At 65.0% G+C, this 19,659-nt stretch carries 18 protein-coding genes; 6 read left to right on the forward strand and 12 right to left on the reverse strand.

The window, feature by feature from the left end:
- Window positions 1–91: 91 nt before the first annotated feature.
- The gene (locus ACOQFS_RS06410; RefSeq protein WP_421562100.1) at window positions 92–1,222 is read right to left on the reverse strand and encodes a class I SAM-dependent methyltransferase; all 1,131 of its coding nucleotides are present in this window, start codon (window positions 1,220–1,222) and stop codon (window positions 92–94) included.
- A 10-nt stretch (window positions 1,223–1,232) separates the two neighbouring features.
- Between ACOQFS_RS06410 and ACOQFS_RS06415 the strand changes: the two genes are divergently transcribed.
- The 5 genes from ACOQFS_RS06415 (at window position 1,233) to ACOQFS_RS06435 (ending at window position 4,979) form a co-directional block, all read left to right on the forward strand.
- Complete coding sequence (locus tag ACOQFS_RS06415; protein WP_421562066.1) at window positions 1,233–2,027, forward strand: SDR family oxidoreductase; 795 nt, start codon at window positions 1,233–1,235, stop codon at window positions 2,025–2,027.
- Window positions 2,028–2,058: 31 nt separating this feature from the next.
- Entirely contained in the window at window positions 2,059–2,433 is a 375-nt protein-coding gene (locus ACOQFS_RS06420; RefSeq protein WP_421562067.1) for a dihydroneopterin aldolase, read from the forward strand.
- Between the two features lie 49 nt (window positions 2,434–2,482).
- Window positions 2,483–3,442: a tRNA 2-thiocytidine(32) synthetase TtcA gene (gene ttcA, locus ACOQFS_RS06425; RefSeq protein ID WP_421562068.1), complete on the forward strand. Its 960-nt coding sequence runs from the start codon at window positions 2,483–2,485 to the stop codon at window positions 3,440–3,442.
- 181 nt (window positions 3,443–3,623) lie between these two features.
- Window positions 3,624–4,283, forward strand: coding sequence for a DUF4136 domain-containing protein (locus tag ACOQFS_RS06430; RefSeq protein WP_421562101.1), 660 nt, complete (start codon window positions 3,624–3,626; stop codon window positions 4,281–4,283).
- A 54-nt stretch (window positions 4,284–4,337) separates the two neighbouring features.
- Window positions 4,338–4,979, forward strand: coding sequence for a histidine phosphatase family protein (locus ACOQFS_RS06435; protein ID WP_421562069.1), 642 nt, complete (start codon window positions 4,338–4,340; stop codon window positions 4,977–4,979).
- A 353-nt stretch (window positions 4,980–5,332) separates the two neighbouring features.
- Here ACOQFS_RS06435 and ACOQFS_RS06440 read toward each other — a convergent pair whose 3' ends face one another.
- The 10 genes from ACOQFS_RS06440 to ACOQFS_RS06485 all read right to left on the reverse strand — a co-directional run bounded on the left by ACOQFS_RS06440 (window position 5,333) and on the right by ACOQFS_RS06485 (window position 14,885).
- Window positions 5,333–6,352, reverse strand: a complete 1,020-nt coding sequence (locus tag ACOQFS_RS06440; RefSeq protein ID WP_421562070.1) for a TRAP transporter substrate-binding protein — start codon at window positions 6,350–6,352, stop codon at window positions 5,333–5,335.
- A 15-nt stretch (window positions 6,353–6,367) separates the two neighbouring features.
- Complete coding sequence (locus tag ACOQFS_RS06445; protein ID WP_421562071.1) at window positions 6,368–7,510, reverse strand: ABC transporter substrate-binding protein; 1,143 nt, start codon at window positions 7,508–7,510, stop codon at window positions 6,368–6,370.
- Between the two features lie 238 nt (window positions 7,511–7,748).
- Window positions 7,749–8,033 (reverse strand): putative quinol monooxygenase, encoded by a 285-nt coding sequence (locus ACOQFS_RS06450; protein ID WP_421562072.1) that lies wholly within the window; start codon window positions 8,031–8,033, stop codon window positions 7,749–7,751.
- 77 nt (window positions 8,034–8,110) lie between these two features.
- Window positions 8,111–9,463 carry a TRAP transporter large permease gene (locus ACOQFS_RS06455; RefSeq protein ID WP_421562073.1) on the reverse strand — a complete coding sequence of 451 codons (1,353 nt, stop codon included), beginning with the start codon at window positions 9,461–9,463 and terminating at the stop codon, window positions 8,111–8,113.
- Window positions 9,423–9,977, reverse strand: a complete 555-nt coding sequence (locus ACOQFS_RS06460; RefSeq protein ID WP_421562074.1) for a TRAP transporter small permease — start codon at window positions 9,975–9,977, stop codon at window positions 9,423–9,425. The genes ACOQFS_RS06455 and ACOQFS_RS06460 overlap by 41 nt, the downstream gene beginning before the upstream one ends.
- A gap of 16 nt (window positions 9,978–9,993) precedes the next feature.
- Complete coding sequence (locus ACOQFS_RS06465) at window positions 9,994–10,995, reverse strand: TRAP transporter substrate-binding protein (protein ID WP_421562075.1); 1,002 nt, start codon at window positions 10,993–10,995, stop codon at window positions 9,994–9,996.
- Window positions 10,992–12,116 carry a Gfo/Idh/MocA family protein gene (locus tag ACOQFS_RS06470; RefSeq protein ID WP_421562076.1) on the reverse strand — a complete coding sequence of 375 codons (1,125 nt, stop codon included), beginning with the start codon at window positions 12,114–12,116 and terminating at the stop codon, window positions 10,992–10,994. Before ACOQFS_RS06470 ends, ACOQFS_RS06465 begins: the two co-directional genes overlap by 4 nt.
- 3 nt (window positions 12,117–12,119) lie before the next feature.
- Window positions 12,120–13,235: an isocitrate/isopropylmalate dehydrogenase family protein gene (locus ACOQFS_RS06475; RefSeq protein WP_421562077.1), complete on the reverse strand. Its 1,116-nt coding sequence runs from the start codon at window positions 13,233–13,235 to the stop codon at window positions 12,120–12,122.
- Between the two features lie 37 nt (window positions 13,236–13,272).
- Window positions 13,273–13,959, reverse strand: coding sequence for a GntR family transcriptional regulator (locus ACOQFS_RS06480; protein ID WP_421562078.1), 687 nt, complete (start codon window positions 13,957–13,959; stop codon window positions 13,273–13,275).
- Complete coding sequence (locus tag ACOQFS_RS06485; protein ID WP_421562079.1) at window positions 13,956–14,885, reverse strand: SMP-30/gluconolactonase/LRE family protein; 930 nt, start codon at window positions 14,883–14,885, stop codon at window positions 13,956–13,958. Before ACOQFS_RS06485 ends, ACOQFS_RS06480 begins: the two co-directional genes overlap by 4 nt.
- Window positions 14,886–15,312: 427 nt before the next feature.
- Between ACOQFS_RS06485 and ACOQFS_RS06490 the strand changes: the two genes are divergently transcribed.
- Window positions 15,313–17,127, forward strand: a complete 1,815-nt coding sequence (locus ACOQFS_RS06490; RefSeq protein ID WP_421562080.1) for a lysoplasmalogenase family protein — start codon at window positions 15,313–15,315, stop codon at window positions 17,125–17,127.
- Here the strand turns inward: ACOQFS_RS06490 and ACOQFS_RS06495 are convergent.
- Complete coding sequence (locus tag ACOQFS_RS06495) at window positions 17,084–19,417, reverse strand: hypothetical protein (protein WP_421562081.1); 2,334 nt, start codon at window positions 19,415–19,417, stop codon at window positions 17,084–17,086. The two genes, ACOQFS_RS06490 and ACOQFS_RS06495, sit on opposite strands and share 44 nt — an antisense overlap.
- Window positions 19,418–19,659 lie beyond the last annotated feature (242 nt).

Raw genomic sequence — 19,659 nt, forward strand, 5'->3', positions numbered from 1 at the left:
CCAAGCCCAGAAAATTCAAGCAAAAACAGGCCTCAGCGCTTATCCACAAAGCGCTGACAGCTCACTTTTCAATAGCAAAAAATCCCACGCTCTACAAGCGGTGCGACCGGTCTCCCCGCGCAAACCCCATGGGCTCCCACGGATCGCCTGCGCCCACGGCCAGCACCTTGAACAGCTCGCCCATTTCATGCTCCATGATCAGCTTGGCCGCCGTTGCACGCTCGGCCTGCGGCTGCCGCTCCATGGCGGGCAGCAGGCCGCAGTTGATGAGGAAATGCGCCTGCGTGGTGTAGCCCAGCACGTGCAGCCCGGCCTCCTGCGCCGCCAGCGCCATGGCGGTGAAGTTGACGTGGGCGGTGATGTCCTTGCGGCCCACGTCCACCAGCGGGTCGCCGTCGGCGAGATGCCCCTGGTGGCACATCACCGTGCCCATGTGGCGCTCCGGGTGGTAGTACTCGGCTTCGCCGAAGCCATAGTCCAGCAGAAAGGCCGCGCCGCGCACGAGCCGGTCGGCCAGCATGCGCATGAAGCCCTCGCCCTGGGCATGGATCTCGGTCAGGTAGTCGTGCGGGCCCTCGATGTCGACCGGCGGGCGCAGGGGGGTGGGACGGTCGGCCCAGACAAAGCGGCCGTCCTCGGCCACCACCACGCCGCGCTCGTGCCACCCGTCACCGTCGTTGCCGCCCTGCCGCCCGCCATGGCGGGCGAGCAGCTGCACCGGCATCGCGTCCAGCACCTCGTTGCCCACCACCACGCCGCTGAACTGTTCGGGCAGCGCATCCACCCAGCGCAGCTTGTGCGCGTGGGCCACCAGGTGGGCCTGCTGGCGCGCGCGCAGGCTGCCCGACAGGTCGACGATGGTGTAGCGCTGCACGCGGTCGCCCAGCGTGTCGAGCAACTGCAGCGCCAGCGCGCCCGAGCCCGCGCCGAACTCCCACACCTCGTCGGTCCCGGTGTGCGCCAGCGCTTCGCCCACCTGCGCGGCCAGCGTCTGGCCGAACAGCGGGGTCAGCTCGGGCGCGGTCACAAAGTCGCTGCCCGATGCGGGCATGGTGCCGAACTTGGTGGAGTCGTTGGCGTAGTAGCCCAGGCCGGGGGTGTAAAGGGCCAGGGCCATGAAGCGGTCAAACCCCAGCCAACCGCCCTCGGCGGCGATGGCCTGGGCGATGTGCCGGTGCAGGGCGGTCGTTAAACTGTCGGGTCTTTGGGTCACGGCCCGCATTGTCCCCCACATGGTCTCCACGCCCCCACCCTCCCCTGCCCGCACCGTGCTGGTCACCGGCGCCGCCCGGCGCCTGGGCCGCAGCATCGCGCTGGCGCTGGCGGCGGGCGGCTGGCAGGTGGCCGTGCACTACCGCTCGTCACAGCAGGATGCTATGGATACCGTAGCTGCCTGCACAGCAATGACAAGCGGTAGCGCCCTTTTTGATGCAGATTTTGAGGACGAGGCCGCCGTGCGCGGCCTGCTGCCCCGCGTGGTGGAGCACTACGGCCGCGTGGATGCGGTGGTCAACAGCGCCTCGCTGTTCGAGCACGACAACGCCGAGACCTTCGGCTTTGCCGCGCTGGAGAAACACGTGCGCAGCAACACGGCCGCGCCGGTGCTGCTGGCCCAGGCCCTGCACCGGCACCTGAGCGACCGCGCAGCGGCGGGCGAGGCCAGCGCGCAGGGCGCCGTGGTCAACCTGCTGGACCAGAAGCTCTGGAACCAGAACCCCGATTTTGTGAGCTACACGCTCTCCAAGGCGGCGCTCGAAGCCGCAGGCACCATGCTGGCCATGGCGCTGGCGCCGCGCGTGCGCGTGGTGGGTGTGGCGCCGGGCCTCACGCTCACCAGCCACATGCTCAGCGACGAACGGTTCGCCCAGCTGCATGCGCTCTCGCCCCTGGGCCGCTCGTCCACCGCCGACGATGTGGCCAGCACGGTGAAGTTCGCGCTGGAGAACCGGTCCATCACCGGCACCACGCTGCTGGTGGACGGTGGCCAGCACCTGATGAAGTTTGACCGCGATTTTTCTTTGATGTGAGCGCAGGCTCCAGCAGAAAGCACCTTCACCCATGGACGACACTCCGGGCGGCACCCAGATCCTCACGCTCACCGGCCTGCGCTTTGACGCCAACCTGGGCATCCTGGACCACGAGCGCACCGCCCCCCAGCCCATCCAGGTGGATGCCGAGCTGAACCAGGGCCTGCAGCCCCTGCTGCCACACGACGACGACATCAGCCATGTGCTGGACTACCGCAAGGTGCGCCAGATCATCATCGACGAGTGCACGGCCGAGCACGTGAACCTGCTGGAGACCCTGATCGGCAAGCTGGCCCACCGCCTGATGCAGCTGCCCGGCGTGCTCGGCGTGCGCGTGAAGATTGCCAAGCTGGAAATTTTTGACGACTGCGAAGTGGCCATCCGGATGGAAACCGGGCAGTGGTGAGCCCCACCCGCCGCTGCCGACAAAACGGCGGGAATGAGACAATTGGCGGATGAGTACCGCCTGGACAGAAGCCGAATCCCCCACCGTGGCCGCCGCCCCCTCCGCCGCCGCACCGCGCCACGACCTGAAGATCGAGCGTGAAACCCACAAGCTCGAAAAGCGCCTGTGCCGTGAGGTCGGCAAGGCGATCGTGGACTTCAACATGATCGAAGAGGGCGACAAGGTCATGGTGTGCATGTCCGGCGGCAAGGACAGCTACACGCTGCTGGACATTTTGCTCAAGCTCAAAGCCCGGGCGCCCATCCACTTCGACCTGGTGGCCGTCAACCTCGACCAGAAGCAGCCCGGGTTCCCCGAACATGTGCTGCCCGAATACCTGGCCAGCACCGGTGTGCCTTTCCACATCGAGAACGAAGACACCTACAGCATCGTCAAGAAGCTGATCCCCGAGGGCAAGACCACCTGCAGCCTGTGCAGCCGCCTGCGCCGGGGCATTCTCTACCGCGTGGCCGATGAGCTGGACTGCACCAAGATCGCGCTGGGCCACCACCGCGACGACATCCTGCAGACCTTGCTGCTCAACATGTTCTTTGGCGGCAAGATGAAGAGCATGCCCCCGAAGCTGGTGAGCGACGATGGCAAGCATGTGGTGATCCGCCCCCTGGCCTATGTGGCCGAGAAGGACACCGCGCGCTGGTCGGCGCACCGCGACTTCCCCATCATCCCCTGCAACCTGTGCGGCAGCCAGGAGAACCTGCAGCGCAAGCAGGTGGGCGAGATGCTGCGCGAGTGGGAGAAGAAATTCCCCGGCCGCGTCGAGAACATGTTCACCGCGCTGCAGAACGTGGTGCCGTCGCACCTGCTGGACGGCGGGCTCTACGACTTCCGCAACGCCCGGGCCACCGGCGAGGCGAACGAGAACGGCGACAAGGCATTCGACAAGGAAGAGTTCGCCGCGCCCGCGCCGCTGTCGTTGTTACCAGGTGTTCAGGTGGTGCAATTGACGTGAACCTCGCGCAGGTGGCGGCACTCCCAACACCACGGCGCGGGCCCCAGGCGGCAGCCACACCGGCTGCAAAGCTGAGCCCGCCCCGCAGCCCGGAGGAGCCCCTGCCATGACATCGCTCACACACACCGCCCTGACACCCTCGTCTCTTACATCCACGGCGTTGCTGCCCTTCGAGGTGCACATGCCCCGATTTCTGCGGCTTGCCTGCGTGGCCCTGGCCGTGGCAGCCGCCGCGCTGCTGGCTGGCTGCAGCACTCCCCGCGTGGTGGATGGGCGGGTTCAGAGCTTTACCACCCTGAACGCCGTACCCAGCCCTGCGACCTACCGGCTGGAGCGCCTGCCCTCCCAGCAAACCCCCTCCTTCGACAGCATCGCCGCTCTGGCGGATCAGGCGCTGGCGCGTGCCGGCCTGCGCCGCGACGACGCGGCCCCCGGTGTGCTGGTGCAGCTGGGCCTGCAGGCCGACACCGTTCCGCGCCTCGACCCCTGGGACGCGCCCTACGGACCCTACGGCATGCACGGCCCCTGGGCCTGGGGCGGCTGGCACGGGCGGGGCTGGGGGGTGGGCGGCCTGTGGCGCATGGGCGGCCCCACGCCACTGCACCGCCGCGCCGTGAGCCTGGTGATGCGCGACGCCCGCACGCAGGCCGTGGTGTACGAGACCTCGGCCGTGCACGAGGATGTCTGGGTCAGCGACCCGGCCGTGTACGGCGTGCTGCTGGACGCCGCACTGCAAGGCTTTCCCACACCGCCGCAGGGTGCCCGCCAGGTGCGGCTGCCCCTCTCACCCGCTGTGCCCGCCGTGCCCGGCACCGTCACGCCCTCCGCAGCACCGCGCTGACCCCTGCCAGGGTTGTGGCACCGCGCGGCCCGTTCTCTTGAAAGCCCCCACTGCATGCAAGCCACCCGCATCGTTGCCATCCGCCACGGCGAGACCGCCTGGAACGTGGACACCCGCATCCAGGGCCACCTCGACATTCCGCTGAACGACACCGGCCTGTGGCAGGCCGAACAGGTGGGCCGGGCGCTGGCCGACGAGCCCGTGGCCGCCATCTACACCAGCGACCTGCAGCGCGCACACGCCACGGCCCAGGCCGTGGCCCGCGCCACAGGGGCGCCGCTGACGCCGCACACGGGCCTGCGCGAACGCAGCTTCGGCCACTTCCAGGGCCGCACCTTTGCCGAGATCGAGGCCGAGCTGCCCGAAGATGCCCGCCGCTGGCGCAAGCGCGACCCGCACTACACCCCCGAGGGCGGCGAATCGCTGGTCACGCTGCGCGAACGCATCGAGCGCACGGTGAGCGCGCTGGCCGAGCGCCATGTGGGCGAGCAGGTGGTGATGGTGGCCCACGGCGGCGTGCTGGACGTGCTGTACCGCCTGGCCACGCGCCAGGACATCCAGGCGCCCCGCACCTGGCAACTGGCCAACGCGGCCATCAACCGCCTGCTGTGGACGCCCGACGGCCTGAGCCTGGTGGGCTGGGCAGACACCCAGCACCTGGACAGCCAGGCCGCGCGCGACGAGACGCATTCCTGAACCCTTGCAACTCACTATCGGCCGACGGACGGACCAAGGACGCTGGCCGTGCGCGCGACGTGCGCGAGTCGGCGCAGCTCGCTTTCGTGCACACTGTGTTGTCTGGATCCACGTGGTATCTGTGCATGGGGCGCGTGCCATGTGCCACGCCGGCCAGCCCGCCGTCTGCGGCCTGCCGTGGCCCTGCTGCCCTTCCCCCGGCATTGCGCGGCGATACGCCAACAGCGTCGATGAACACGGCATGCTGCGTGGCGCCACTCCCTCCAAAAAGGACCCGCCACCCACGCTAGTCCATACGTCGCTCATCATTCACGGTCATCGCAATTTCCCCCGTTCGCTGGCGGCCGTGACTGTCACCGGCCTGCCGCAACGCTATCGCTTCGGGCATCCTTCAGAATGGCCTGCACGTCTGCGCCATACACCTTCTCGGCCCGCGCATACACGCCAGACATCACTTTGCGAAAGGCTGCCAGGTCGGGGCGTATGACCTTGGCTCCCGCACGCCCCATGGCTTCCAGGTTGCGCTCGTCGGCCTCTTTCACTAGCCTGCGCGACAGTGTGGCAGCCTCGCGTGCGGCAATGCTGAATTGGTCGCGCTCGGCCGCACTGAGCTTTGTCCATAGTGCCTCGGAAGCCACAAAAGGCAATGGGCTATACACATGCTGGGTGAGCACGATATGGGGTGCCACCTCATGAAAACGCAAGGCGCGTATCGTATCTATCGGATTTTCCTGCCCCTCAACCTGGCCCTGCTGAATGGCGGCATAGACCTCGGTGACAGGGATGACCACCGGCTCATAGCCTATGGACTCCATGATCCACTTGATCATGTCGTTGGGAAAGACACGCATTTTCTTGCCCGCAGCGTCTGCAGGCCGCGTCATGGGCGAGCGTGTGGTGAAGCTGCGAAAGCCTGCCTCCCAGGTGGCCACGTGGCGTACGCCTTTGGCCGCCATCTTGCCGAACTGCTTATGCAGCCATGGCGAGCTGTCATAGAGGCGCCAGCCCTGCTCATAGCTGTCCACCAGGTAGGGCAGGGCCGTGAGGTTGAGCTCGGGCACCAAGCTCGCAAAGCTGCCGGTGGCACTGGCGGTGAAATCAAGCCGGCCCTCGGCCACGGCCTTGATGCTTTGCGGATCGTTGCCCAGTTGGCCGGAATGGAACACCAGCACGCGGTATTTGCCGCGAGTGAGCTCCTCCACGCGCTTGGCAAACAGCTCAGCGGCCTGATGGCGGGCTCCCGAAGGTGTGTCGGTGTGGTTGAGCTTGAGGACGCGAGCCTCGGCCCCCGCCTGGGAGAAAGCTGGACCGCCTAGCAACAGCGCGCCAGCGAATCCCAGGCTCAAAAACAAAGAGCGAGTCACCTGCATCATGCCTGCCTCCTGCGTTTACTGACGAATGCGGCCATCGGTGCCGATGAGTGAGAGGTCCACAAAGCGTGACCCCTCACGCTGGCCGGGTCCGAAGTCCACGACAAAGCCCCCCAGGTCAGTGCGGCGAAGACTTTCCAGCCCACGAACCAGATCCTTGCGCTGCGGATTTTTGCCCGAGCGGCGCAGGCCCTCAACCAAGATGCGAGCGACGATGTAGCCCTCCAGCGAAGCAAAGTTGGCACGGGCTGGGTCGATTCCCAGCGAGGCTATGCGGCGGCGAAAGTCCATGGCAATCGGCGCCGTGGCCTTGTACGGGTTGGGTACCCCCTGAGCAACTGCGACGCCGGAGGCTTCTGCGCCCAGTTGGGCCACCAGTTGCTCCGCGTCTACGGTAGAGGTGGCGAAGACGAAAGCGGGCAGATTCTTGGCGCGCAGACCTTTGACCATCGCCCCTGCCACGGGCGTGTTGCTAACCAACAGCACCGCCTGCGGCGCCGCAGCGACTATTTTTTTTACTGTCGCTTCCACCTTGAGATCATTGCGCGGCTGCATAGCCACCGCCACGGGTGTGATCTGGCGCTTGGCCAAGGCCGCCTGAGCGTCGGCCCAGGCTTCGCGGCCGAAGTCGGTGTCTTCGTAGATCACGGCCACGCGCTCCGAGCCCATGGTGTGCATCTGGTCCAAGATACGCTGTACTTCGTCACGGTAGCTGGCTCGCACATGGAACAGTGCGCCTTTGGCGCGCAGGGCCGCGTTGCCCGAACGCACACCCAGCACAGGCAAATCGGCCTTCTCCAGAAGGTCTTTTTGAAGCACTGCCTCGATGTTTTCGGCGCCCCACATTCCGATCAATGCGACAGGCGCTTCTTGCTCGATCAACTCTTCCACCAAGCGCACCGTCTCGGCGCTTCGATAGCCGTCATCGCGCGAAACAAGCCGGAGCCGGTTGCCAGAGACACCGCCGGCGGCGTTGATCTCATCGAACGCGATCATCGCTCCCAGGTTGAAGTCGCGCCCAGACACTGCCAGCGGGCCTCCAAACGGAGCCACCTGGCCAATGACGAGGTCCTTGGCCAGCGTGTGGAGCGGAATGGCAGCCAGCCAAGTGGCCAGAATGACGCAACGCAAGAACAGCGGGCCGGCAGGTGGTTTTGGCATCGTGGGTCTCCACAGATTGAATACGGCGCGCCAGCGAGCGCGCTGTCAACAGGGCAGGTCGTGAGAGGTCTTTCACGGCTCAGATCAGGAGGGCCATCGGCGGCTCGGCGATGGCAAATACCTTTGGTGCAAAGAAAATGGGGCTCACAAAAAACCTTTGGCAGGTGGGAGCAAAGCTGCAGCCCCGACAAGGGCTTGAGCACACGACTGCATGCTCGGTAACTCGCAGTGCAACCCGCTACACGCGTTCATAGATCTGAACCGTCTTGCTCTCCACCCAAGGAGCAGTCAAGGCGTCAAATGTTTTGAAGTGCGGCATGGCCAAGTGCGCCTGGAATGCCTCCGCAGACTCATAGACCTCATAGAGGAAGATGTGTGAGGGTTCGTGCAACGCCACGCACACGTCGAACTGGTGGCATTCGGGCTCATTCGCCAGGGAGTCTCGCGCGTTGGCCTGCATGGCAGGCAGGAATTTCGCGAGGTGCGGGGGCTTGACATGGAAAGTGACAGTGACGATGACCATGGTGCTACTTGATTCGATGCTGGAAAGTGATGGTTTGCGCCCGAGGGCCCCGTTGCGCCCCCGGAAAGTCAAGCGGCTCAACCCAAGCTCGCAATCAGGCGCGGCAACCATGAGGTGAGCCAGGGCACATAGGTGATGAGCAGCACGACCATGAAGGTTGCTGCCATCAGCGGCCACAGGTGTTTTGTAATTTCGCCGATTCCCGCTTTCGCCAACTTTGCCGCTACGAAAAGCGTCCCCCCCACGGGCGGGGTGTACAGCGCGATGGCGAGATTGGCGGTCATGATGACGCCCATGTGGACCAAATCGATCTTGAAAGCCATGGCAAGCGGCAAAAACAAGGGGGCCGCCATGAGCAATGCCGGTAGCGGCTCAATGAAAATGCCTAAAAGCACCAGAGCCACATTGAGCATGATGAGGAACACCCACTTCTGGTGCGCCACGGATCCCACCCAGTCCGCCAATTGTTGGGCCACCTGCTCTACCGTGATGAGCCAGGCCAGCGCGCCCGTAGCTCCGATCACCAGCATCACCGTGGCGCTGGTCATGAAAGCCTTGAGCAGCAATTTCGGGATCTGCTCCCACTTCAAATCCTTGTAGAAAAACATGGAGACCACCAAGCCGTACACCACAGCCACCGCAGCTGACTCGGTGGGCGTGAAATAGCCCGACCAGATTCCGCCCACGATGAAGACAGGCATGATGAGCGCCGGACCTGCGGACAGCGTCGCTGCCCAGATCTCCTTGAACGAGGCGCGGCGGTCGCCGTTGTCGCAGCCCGTCTTCTTGCCGTACCACATGCACACCGCAATCAGCGCCGCTGCCGAGACGAGTGCGGGCAGCAGCCCGGCCATGGAGAGGGTGCGCATGGACACGCCTGACACGAAGGCGTAGACCAGAAACGGGATGGACAGAGGCATCAGCAGCGCCAGCGTGCCTGCCACCGACAACAGCGCCGCTGCAAAGCCGCGCGAATAGCCGCGTGCCACCATGGAAGGGATCACCAGCGATCCAATGGCTGCGGTGTCGGCAATCGCCGACCCCGAGACCCCTCCAAACAGCAAGCACGACACCACGGTGACCACACCCAGGCCGCCCGGCAGCCAGCCGAAAAGTACCTTGGCAAAGTCCACAATGCGGGCGCCTACACCGCCCTGCGCCAGCAGCTCGCCGGTAAAGACAAACAGCGGTACCGCAATCAGAATGAAGGGCTCCACCCCTCCAATGAACGAGAGAAAAATGGTCTCCAACGGGTGCGACATGCCGTACGTTGCGATGACACCCAAGGTCGTTGCCAACAGCGCATACATGAGCGGAATACCCGCGAGCGCCAGTACGAAGAACAAGGAGAAGATGACGAGGGACAACATGTTGGGATGCTCTTGAGGGTTACTCGTCCGCGGGGTAGCGATGGTCGCGTGGCACGCCACGCAGGGTCAGCACAAAGTCCCATGCGGTGAAGACCAGCATCAGACCTGCACCCAGCGGCAAAGGCATGTACTGCCATGCCATGGGCCACAGCAGGGTCGTGAGCGTGTTGTTCCAGCTCTCGGCCACGATCCGCCAGCCGTAGTACAACAAGAAGGTCAGCACCACCAGGCACACCAGTTGCACTGCCATATCCGCCAGGCGACGGCCAGCGGGGTCAAGTTTGTCGAGGAATTCCGTAATGGTCATGTGTGCCCCACGCTGGGCTGCGGAGGCACCTCCCAAGAATGTGACCCACACCATCAGCAGTTCACCCAGTTCAGTGACCCACGCGAGGTCTTTGCCGAATGCGTGCAGCACGACGTTGACAAAAACCAGAGTAATCATGAACGCGCCGATGCAGATCACCGAGCCGTCCACCACCTTGCCGAGCCAATACAGCGGGAGGGGCAAAGGTACCGGGGTAGGCCGCAGCGGCGCCTCGTGGGACAGATGGTCCAGGGAGGTGTCACTCATAACGCGCGCTCCTCCGTCATTTAACGGCTTTGCGGATCGCCGCAGCATCCGCCAGCACCGCGTCTACGTCGGCGCCGTACTTTTCGCGCGCTTTGCCGTAAACGGGGTCCACGGCCTTGCGGAATGCGTCAACGTTCGGCTTGCGGTTGACTTTGGCGCCCTTGGCCGACATGTCGGCCAGCATCTTCTCGTCGTTCTCCTTGATCATCTGGCGGGCGAACGGTGCGGTCTCCGTGGCGGCTCTGGAGATGGCCTGTTGGTCAGCCGGAGACAGCTTTTGCCATGTCTTCTCGGAGATGGCCAGCGGGATGGGGCTGTACACGTGATTGGTCAGCGTGACGTTGGGCGCCACTTCGTAGAACTTGTTGGAGTAGATGGTGTCGATCGGGTTCTCCTGCCCCGACACCGCTCCCTGCTGAATCGCCAGGTAGACCTCCGGCAACGGCATGATCTGAATGCCGAACCCCATGGCCTCCAGAGTCCATCGCATCATTTCATTGGGGAAGGTGCGCAGCTTTTTTCCTTTGGCGTCTTCCGGACTACTGAGCGCGTCCTTGGTCGTCATGCTGCGAAAACCCGCCTCCCAGGTGGCCAGAAACCGAAAACCTTTGGAAGGAGCTTTGTCGAACTGCTCCTTCAACCACTTGGACTCGTCGTAGAACTTCCAGCCCTGCTCATAGCTGTCCAGAATGAAAGGCAGCATGGTGAGGTTGAGCGATGGAATGTGTGGCGCGTACGATCCCGTGGAAGACACCGTGAAGTCAATGCCACCCAAGGCCATTTGTTCGATGTTCTTGGGATCGTTGCCCAGCTGGCTGCAACAAAACACTTGAACCTTGTAGCGCCCCTGCGTGTATTCCTCCACCTTTTTGGCGAATACCTGAGCCGCCGCATGGCGAGCACCCTGCTGCTGATCGGTGTGACTGAACTTCAGCACCGTTTGCGCCTGCGCAAACGCAGCGAAGGCCGCGCCCACCAGGACAAACGAAAAGCGAACGAGATTTTTTTTGGCTGTCATGCTGTCTCCTTGTGCTTGAATGGTGTGAAAGGTGCCGGAATGGGCTCCAATGGATCGAACTCGCTGAGAACGATGCGTTGACCGCGAGAATGCGAGGCGTAGACCGCCTGCTGCACGCGCAGGTTGTAGAGATAGTCCGAGGCTGTGTTCTCGGGCGTCGTGCCGGTGGCCAGGCAGTCCAGCACGTGCCTCTGCAGAGCGGCGCAGGCTCCACCGCCAAAGCTCAATTCGGTGCCCCGGTGATAGATGTGCTCCGTTTCGGGGCCTGAATGGGGCTTCCACCACAGGCGCGCCTCGCCATCCAACCGCAGCACGCCTGCCGAGCCTTCCAGCCACATCTCGCCCATGGTGCGGCGCGGGTTGGAGGCCACGTGGTCGTTCAGGCGGTTGCCATCAAACAGTCCGGCGCTCCCCCCTTCAAACTCAAAGGTGATGAGGCCTGCATCTTCGCCCTGTATCACGGGGTTGAGCTGGCGCAGCCGGGCGTACACGGCAGTCACTTCGCCCATCAGGAAGCGGAAGGTGTCAATGAGATGGATGGCGGTCTCCACCACGAGCAAGCGGGGCATGGTCTGAAAATACGGCTGGCGATCCAGGTAGGCGCGGGGCCCCTGGCCATCGCCAGGCCGCAAGCGGAAGCTGATGCTGTGCAACGCCCCCAGGGCGCCCGAGTCAATGAGCCGACGGGCTTCGCGGAACCAGGGCATGAAGCGGAAGTTCTCGTGCACCACCAAAGGCTGTCCCGCATCGCGCGCACGCGCGGTCAGCACCAGTGCTTCTGCATAGTTGGATCCGAACGGCTTTTGGCAGATGGCCGGCAGGCGGTGCGCAAACACGGCCCCAAGCACCTCGGCATGGCTCGCCGGAGGGGTGACGACATCCACCACGTCCGGCGCCACCGCATTCAGCATGTCCTCCACGCGCGTAAAAGTGCGTGGAATGCCAAATCGCCGCGCCAAGGACTCAGCCTTCTGAACATCGGCATCGCACAGACCTACCAACTGCGCGTCTGCAAGGCCCGTCCAACCCTCCAGATGGAACTGGCTGAAGAAGCCCGACCCCACCACCGCAATGCGGCGGCGCACGGTCATCGCGCTGGCAGAGGAGTTCAACGATGTCATGAATCACACCTTGGCCGAGGTCTTCATCAGCGCGGCCACCACCGCGCGGGTAACCTCCGCCGTGCCATGAGGGCCTCCGAACTCCATGGGGCGCACGCTGCCGTCCGCAAACACCTGTTCCACGGCGTTTTCAATCAGCGCTGCACCGTCCGCCAAACGCGGGTCTCCCGCACGATCCGCAAGCCAATCGAGCATCATTGCGGCGGAAAGCATCATGGCCGTGGGGTTCGCCTTGCCCTGGCCGGCAATGTCTGGCGCCGTTCCGTGCGCCGGTTGGAACAACCCGTGCCGGTCGCCAATATCGCCCGAGGGCGCCATGCCCATGCCGCCCACCAAGGCGGCAATCAGGTCAGAGAGAATGTCTCCAAACATGTTCTCCGTGACCATCACGTCGTACGTCCACGGTTTCATGACCAGATTGAGCGCCATGGCGTCCACGTAGGCGTGGTCGGAGGCTACGTCCGGGTACTTGAGGGCTACCTCGCTGAACACCCCGCGCCAGAAGGCCATGGACGAGAAGACATTGGCCTTGTCGACGTTGGTCACTCTTGCGCTGCGGCCCTTGGTGGCGGCCCGCCGCTGGGCAAGCTTGAAGGCGAATTCGCAGATGCGCGCGGTGCCTTGGCGCGTGATCTTCATGGTGTCGTACACCTCGCTGGTCACTCCATCCGCTTGGCGTACGTCGCCTCGGCCGCGGGCATAGAACAGGCCCTCGGTGCTTTCACGCACCAGCACGAAGTCGATGTCTTGGGCCTTGGGGTTGCTCAGGGGCGTGGGCAGGCCCTTGAAGGTTCGAATGGGCCGTACCCCTGCATAGAGATCGAAATGAAAACGAAGATCAAGCTGAGGAATGATTTCAGTGCCATCCGTGCCGCGCACATGCGGCAGGCCCATGGCACCAAACAGAATGGCGTCGGCCTTGTCGCACACCTTGAGGGTGGACTCAGGAAGAGCCACGCCGCGCTCCAGGTAATGCTGCGCGCCAGCAGGCTGGTATTCCATGGCAAAACGCACGCCTATGCGCGACTCGAGTGCCACGATCAGTTGCTCGGCGGCGCGCATGACTTCGGTGCCTATTCCGTCGCCGGGCAGCACGGCAATGTGGTAACTGGATTCCATGGTGTCGATGTGGGATGAGGAATGTCGTGGGGTCGCTTCACATCTGCTGCAGGCGGAAGCGTTCAAAGATGGAAAGCAGTTCGCGGCTCGCGCGCTGGCGGTGCTCACGGTTGACGGCCGCCGCACCAGCTGCGTCACCCTCGCGCAGGCGCTCTACCAGCGCCATGTGCTCCTGGGTGGAGTTGACGGGTTTTGGCCGCAGACGCAGGGTGAACATCCGGGCCCGGTGGGCGCGGTCCCAGTGGCTGAACACGGCATCCGCCAGCAGCTTGTTGCCAGCCATGGTGACCAGTTGTTCGTGGAAGCTTTCGTCGGCTTTGGCCCAGGCATCCAGATCGTCTGCAGCCAGCGCTTTCTCCATATCACGCGTAGCGACCAGCAGAGGCTCCAGCTCCGCATCGGTGGGTTTGCGCGCAGCCAGCTTTTCGGCGGCGGCGCTCTCCAGAGCGCCAAGAATTTCATAGATCTCGCACATGTCCGTCGGTGATACCGGCAACACGCGCATGCCTCTGCGCGGGATCACGGCCACCAGACCCTCTTTCTCCAGCCGAATGAGTGCCTCCCGCACCGGGGTGCGGCTCATGCCCAGTTGCAGTGCGATCTCCTGCTCCAGTGCTTGGTAGCCCGGGGCCCAAATGTTGTCCAGGATGCGGCGGTGCATATCCCGGTAGGCAGCATCGACCATGGAAAGGCTTGCGGAATCAGCGGCGGTGGCGCGTGTCATGGGTAGCTCCAGTGGATGGGAGGATGGCCGGCAACCGGCATGCGAAATGTGGGCAAGGCATCGCCCAGCAAGCAGCCCAGATAAGCGGTGCGCATGTCGGCGCCACCGAAGGCCAGGCTGGAAATGTTGCGCAAATGGCGGGACTTCACATCGTCCAGATGAGGGCGTCCCATTTCGTTGGCCTGATAGGCTGCCTCCACCCAAGCCAGGTGGTTCGGATCGCTGTCCTCCAGCCATACCTCCTGCCGCCCCTCGGGGGATACGCGAATCACGCGGTTGCTGACAATGCTTGTCACCCAAAAGCCTCCGTCAGCGTCTTGCACCACCCCATCGGGGAACGTGCCCGCGCCAAACTCCGCAAACACTTCCTTTTCACCCAGGCTGCCGTCCGCCCGGATGGCAAAACGCGAGAGGCGGCGCGTGAAGGTTTCATTCACGTAGAGCCACTGGCCGGTGCGATCCACCACACATTCGTTGGTGTAGCCAAGGCCGTCCGCAACAATGCGTGCACCCTTGGCATCCACCAGCACGACAAAGCCGTCATTGCAGGACTTGCGGTAGCCCAGCGCCCTCGGTGACTGGCGGGTGCTGACCGTCACCCAGAATCGTCCTGAAGCGTCCTCGACCACGAAGTTGCAGGGCGGCAGCTCGACGCCCCCCACCTGCCGCAGCCAGGGCACGGTGATGCCGTTGCGCTTCAGGTGAAAAATGCCGCCGCGCTCCGCCCCCAGGTGCGCCAACAAGAAGCTGCCATCGCGCAGCAAGGCGATGCCGTTGGGCTTGAGCACTTCTCCATCCACAGCTTGCGCAGGGTAGAAGCTTTGGCCGCCATGGGGATGGATGTGGGCCACACCGCCGCGCCAATCAGCTGTGTAAATGTCGCCCTTCGCATTGGTGAGCACGCACTCAGGACGGTGGAGATCCATGCCTGTCCAGGCCACCTCATCGAGAGGCCCTAAGGAAGAAATCGGCTGCGAATCAAAGAGCATGGCGAAGTATCAATCAGTGCATTCACTTTTGAATTTAATAATGTATACGTTGACAATTCAAATGCAGTCCGTACTTACCCTAGAGCCCCCCCCTGAGGCGGTGCACGGTTGTCGCGATGCGCTCATCTGCTCTCGCCACGCCATGGGCGGCCGGAGTTTGATCGGTTGAACGGGCGAGGTTTTGCGGACGTCGCACGGTCCGCGCAGGCGGAAGTCGCCTTGACCGGCTAGCGGGCTGGCAGATCAGCAAGCCGAATCTCCACTGGGAGGACGGAGGGTGATAGAGCGGCCCATGAGGGTTGATGCCATAGGGACGCCGAACCGATCAGGGCAAGAATCACTGAGCCTTTTCTCGTTCTCTGCCATGAGCCCCAGCCAAATCATCGTCCTCGCCACCCCCGTGTTCTTCCTGCTGATCGCCATCGAGCTGGCGGTGGGCTGGCGGCGCCAGCGCAACACCTATCGGCTGGCGGATGCCATCAGCAGCATCAGCCTGGGAATGCTGAGCCAGACCAGCGCCGTCTTCACGCGGCTCTTGCGCATCGGCATCTACACCGCGCTGTTCGAGCATGTGGCGCTGTGGCGCAACGACGCGTTCTGGACCAGTCTGCCCGGCTGGCTGCTGGCGCTGCTGCTCTACGACTTCTGCTACTACTGGCTGCACCGCATGGGCCACGAGGTGGCCGTGCTGTGGGCCGCGCATGCGGTGCACCACCAGAGCCAGGACTACAACCTGAGTACCGCGCTGCGCCAGACCAGCTCGGGCGCGCTGCTGGGCTGGATCTTCTACGTGCCCATGGCGCTGGCCGGCGTGCCGCCGCTGGTGTTTGCCGCGGTCGCCCTCATCGACCTGCTCTACCAGTTCTGGGTGCACACCGAGCAGGTCGGCCGGCTGGGCTGGTTCGACCGCTGGTTCTGCAGCCCCAGCAATCACCGGGTACACCATGCCGTGAACGACGCGTATCTGGACAAGAACTACGGCGGCATCCTGATCGTGTGGGACCGCATCTTCGGCACCTTCAAGGACGAGGACGAGACCGAAAAATGCGTGTACGGCACGCGCGGCCTGCTCAACAGCTGGGACCCGCTGTGGGCCAACGCCCAGGTGTACGCAGGGCTGGCGCACGACAGCTGGCATGCGCGCCGCTGGGGCGACAAGCTCAAGGTCTGGGTCAAGCCGCCGGGCTGGCGGCCTGCCGACGTGGCGGAGCGCTTTCCCAAGCCGGCGTTTTCGCTGGCCGACGTGCAGCGCTACGAGCCGCCCCTGGCCCGCGGCCTGCAGTGGTGGGCCGGCGTGCAGTTTGCGCTGATGCTGGCCGGCGTGGCGGCCTTTCTGTGGCAGGCCGACCGCGCGCCGCTGGCGCACAACGCCGTGTGGTTTGCCACGCTGCTGGCGGCCCAGTGGGCCCTGGGCGCGATGATGCAGGGGCGGCTGCACTGGCTGCTGGCCCTGATGGTGCAAAGCGCCGCACTGGCCACCGCCACCAGCGCGCTGGGCCTGCTGCAGTGGCATTGGGTGTTCAAGCCGCTGACGCTGGTTATTGCCATCATTTATGTAGCAACAAAATCAATACCAACCAGCGGAAAGGCCGGTTTTGACCCGCATTTTTCACCGCGCTGGCTGTTGCTCGGACTGACCGCGTCGCTCGCGGGCGATGTGCTGCTGATGTTCAATGGCTTCTTCGTGCCGGGCCTGGTCAGCTTTCTGCTGGCGCATCTGGCCTACCTGGCGCTGCTGCGGCGCGGGCAGCGCTGGTTCCCGCACCGCGGTGCACTGGTGGCCACGCTCACGATCGGCGCGGCCATGCTGGCCTTTTTGTGGACCGGGGGCCTGCCGCCGGGCCTGCGCGGCCCGGTCGCAGCCTATGTGCTGGTCATCGCGCTGATGGCCGCCCAGGCCATCGGCCGCAGCACGGTGCTGCGCGACCCGGCGTCCCGCATGGTCGCCATCGGCGCCGGCCTGTTCATGCTCAGCGACGCCCTGCTGGCCACGAACCGCTTCGTGCAGCCCCTGCCGATGGCGCAGGTGTGGGTGCTGGGCACCTACTTCGCGGCGCAGGTGCTGATCGTGCGGGGGTGCGTGGGCGGATCGCTGACGGCATCCGCCCTCCGCACCGCGCCGGACCAACCAGCGTTCACACCGGGTGCGACAGGCGCAGCAGCGCATTCTCCGAGCTGATGTGCACCGTCGCCGGGCCGGTCCAGACCAGGGCCTGCACGGTCCCCAGCGTACCTGGCAAGGCCCCCGCCTGAATCCCCAGCCGATAGGGCTCGGAGGATCCAGCCACGCGCGTGCTGGCCCACCCGGCGCCTGACAGCACCGCCCGCCAGAGCGTCCAGCCGCTGCGCAGATCGATTCCCGCGCACACGACGTAGACCTCGCCCGACGGGCTGAGCGCCAGCATCCTGGCGGGCCCAGCGGCGGGCGCCGCACCAGCGGGCTGCAGCGCCAGCCGGAACTGGAAGGTTCCGGTTGCCGAGTAGCACAGCACGTCGCCATCGTCCACGATCCAGACGCGACCCGACGCGTCCACACCAAGGCTGCGCGGCGAGATGAACAGATCAACCGCCGGCACGCCCGTGCGCCGGGCCTCGATCAGCGGACGTGCCTCGGCAAAGTCGTACTGCTTGCCCGGCACGCCGCACACCGTGGTCACGCGCCGGTCCGGGGCAATCTTGCGGATGGTGCCACCGAACTGGTAGCCGACCGTGGGCGCCAATGGGTTCCCCATTAGCGGGGCCGGCTCGTCTCCCACCCACAGGTTGCCCTGGCTGTCGAGGGCAAGGCCGCGGGGACTCGCAAACTGCGCGTCGGCACCGACTCCGTCGGCATAGCCCAGAAGGCCCGGTTGCCCGGCCCACAGTTGCTCCACGCCCGACGGTGACACGCGGTAGATGGCGCGGTTGCGCACACCATAAAAATAGCCAGCAGCGTCCATCACCACCGCGCCGTCGGACGGGAAATTTTCAAAATGCGTCGTGACCGAGCCGCCGGGCTCCACCCGGCGCAGTTCGCGCCGGGTGCGCTGCAGCAGGTACACGTTGCCGACGGCATCCCTGCAGCCGGCCGAGACGTCGGTCAGGCGCGCCTGCTCGCCGACACCATTGCGCTGAGCCGCATTGGATGCCGCACCGATCCATGAAGACGTCTGACCGGACGAGACCTGCACCTTGCGCACCACATGGTTGTCCATGTCCGCCAGCGCCAGCAGGTCGTCTCCGAGCACATCGATCAAGGCATTGGCGCCGAACCGCGCATCGGCGCCCGCGCCCTCGACGTATCCGGCCTCCAGGGTTCCTGCAATGGGCTTCACCGTGCCCTGCAGTTCGACCTGAACCACGCGCGTGCCCTGAGTACCCCCTCCTTCGACAGCGAACAGGCGGTCGTCCGGCCCTGCGCGCAATGACCGGGTCACGATGCCGGCGGGCACGGAGCCTGCCAGCGTGCTGACGGCGCCCGACGGGGTGACCTTGCGCCAGCGGCTGCCATCCGCCACCAGCAGGGTGCCGTCCCGCAGCCGGACCAGCGCCAGGGGCAACGCGAACCCTGCAGCGGTTCCCTGCCCGTCTAACGAGACCGTATTGCCGGGATGCCCCGCCAGGGTGCTGATCTGGCCCGTCGCCGAGATCTTGCGGATGGCCCGGTTGCCGGAGTCGAGCAGGTACAGGTTGTCCTGCTCGTCAAACACGGGGCTGGTGGGAAATGAGAGCCTCGATTCGGCCGCGCCCCCGTCCACCCATCCGGGGTTGCCCGCCGGATCGCCTGCCACCCGCACCCAGGTCGGCGTGCCCGCTTCGACCAGCCGGTGCACGCCATGGTCAAAGGGAATGCAGGTGAACAACTCGCCCTTGCTGTTGCAGGCCATGGCACCGTACGGGAGTTCGCCCAGGAATCGGACGCTGCCATCCGCAGAGGCTTTGGCCAGGGAATAGCCACACCCGACGTACACGTCGCCCGCCAGCCCGCGCGCGATAGCCAACGGATTCGTCAGTCGGGCGGCCGCACCGGTGGCGTCCAGGTAGCCGGCCCCCCCGATGGCCCCGGCCACCACCGACAGGCCTGCCGTTGCTCCGATGGACACGGCCAGCAGCGCGGGCTGCGACTCCACCCGGCCCGCCGCATTGCCGACGACGACCGAGAAGCGAGCGCCGTCATCCGCCGCGCTCGCCGTCCATTGCAGCACGCTGGCAGACGCGCCGGGAATATCGACGCTGTTCCGGCGCCAGGTGTACTGAAGGTCCACGCCCACGGCTTGCACGCGGAAGGTCGCGCTCGCACCGGCCGCGACGGCTTGCGGTTGAGGCTGTTCCGTGATGCGCGGCAGATCGACCGCCGCATTGCCGCCGCCGCCCCCGCCACACCCGGCCAGCGCGAGCAGCCCGGACCCGGCGAGGTACCCGGAAAACTGCCGCCGCGTAGGCGTCGAGGGGTGAAGCGCAACGAACCGGGAATGTGTGTGTTCTGGCATGAATGAAATGACTGGAGGTTGAAGCGTTCGAAGCCGAATATCCGGCTTGCGTCGCGCATGCTGCACAAGAATGCATGACAGAACAGCGACGTTTTCAAAGAGTTACACCCGCCTCGGCACGCAGGGACACACGCGCCCCGTCGCACCTGTTGCCGATCGCAAGACCGGCACCGGTTCGCCCCCAGGGCCGCGGTCCGGGGCTTGCATCCATCCGCGCGGCCCCGAACGCCGGCCGTCTGGCT

It is taken from the genome of Paracidovorax sp. MALMAid1276, assembly GCF_049198005.1.
In the GTDB taxonomy this organism is placed as follows: domain Bacteria; phylum Pseudomonadota; class Gammaproteobacteria; order Burkholderiales; family Burkholderiaceae_C; genus Acidovorax.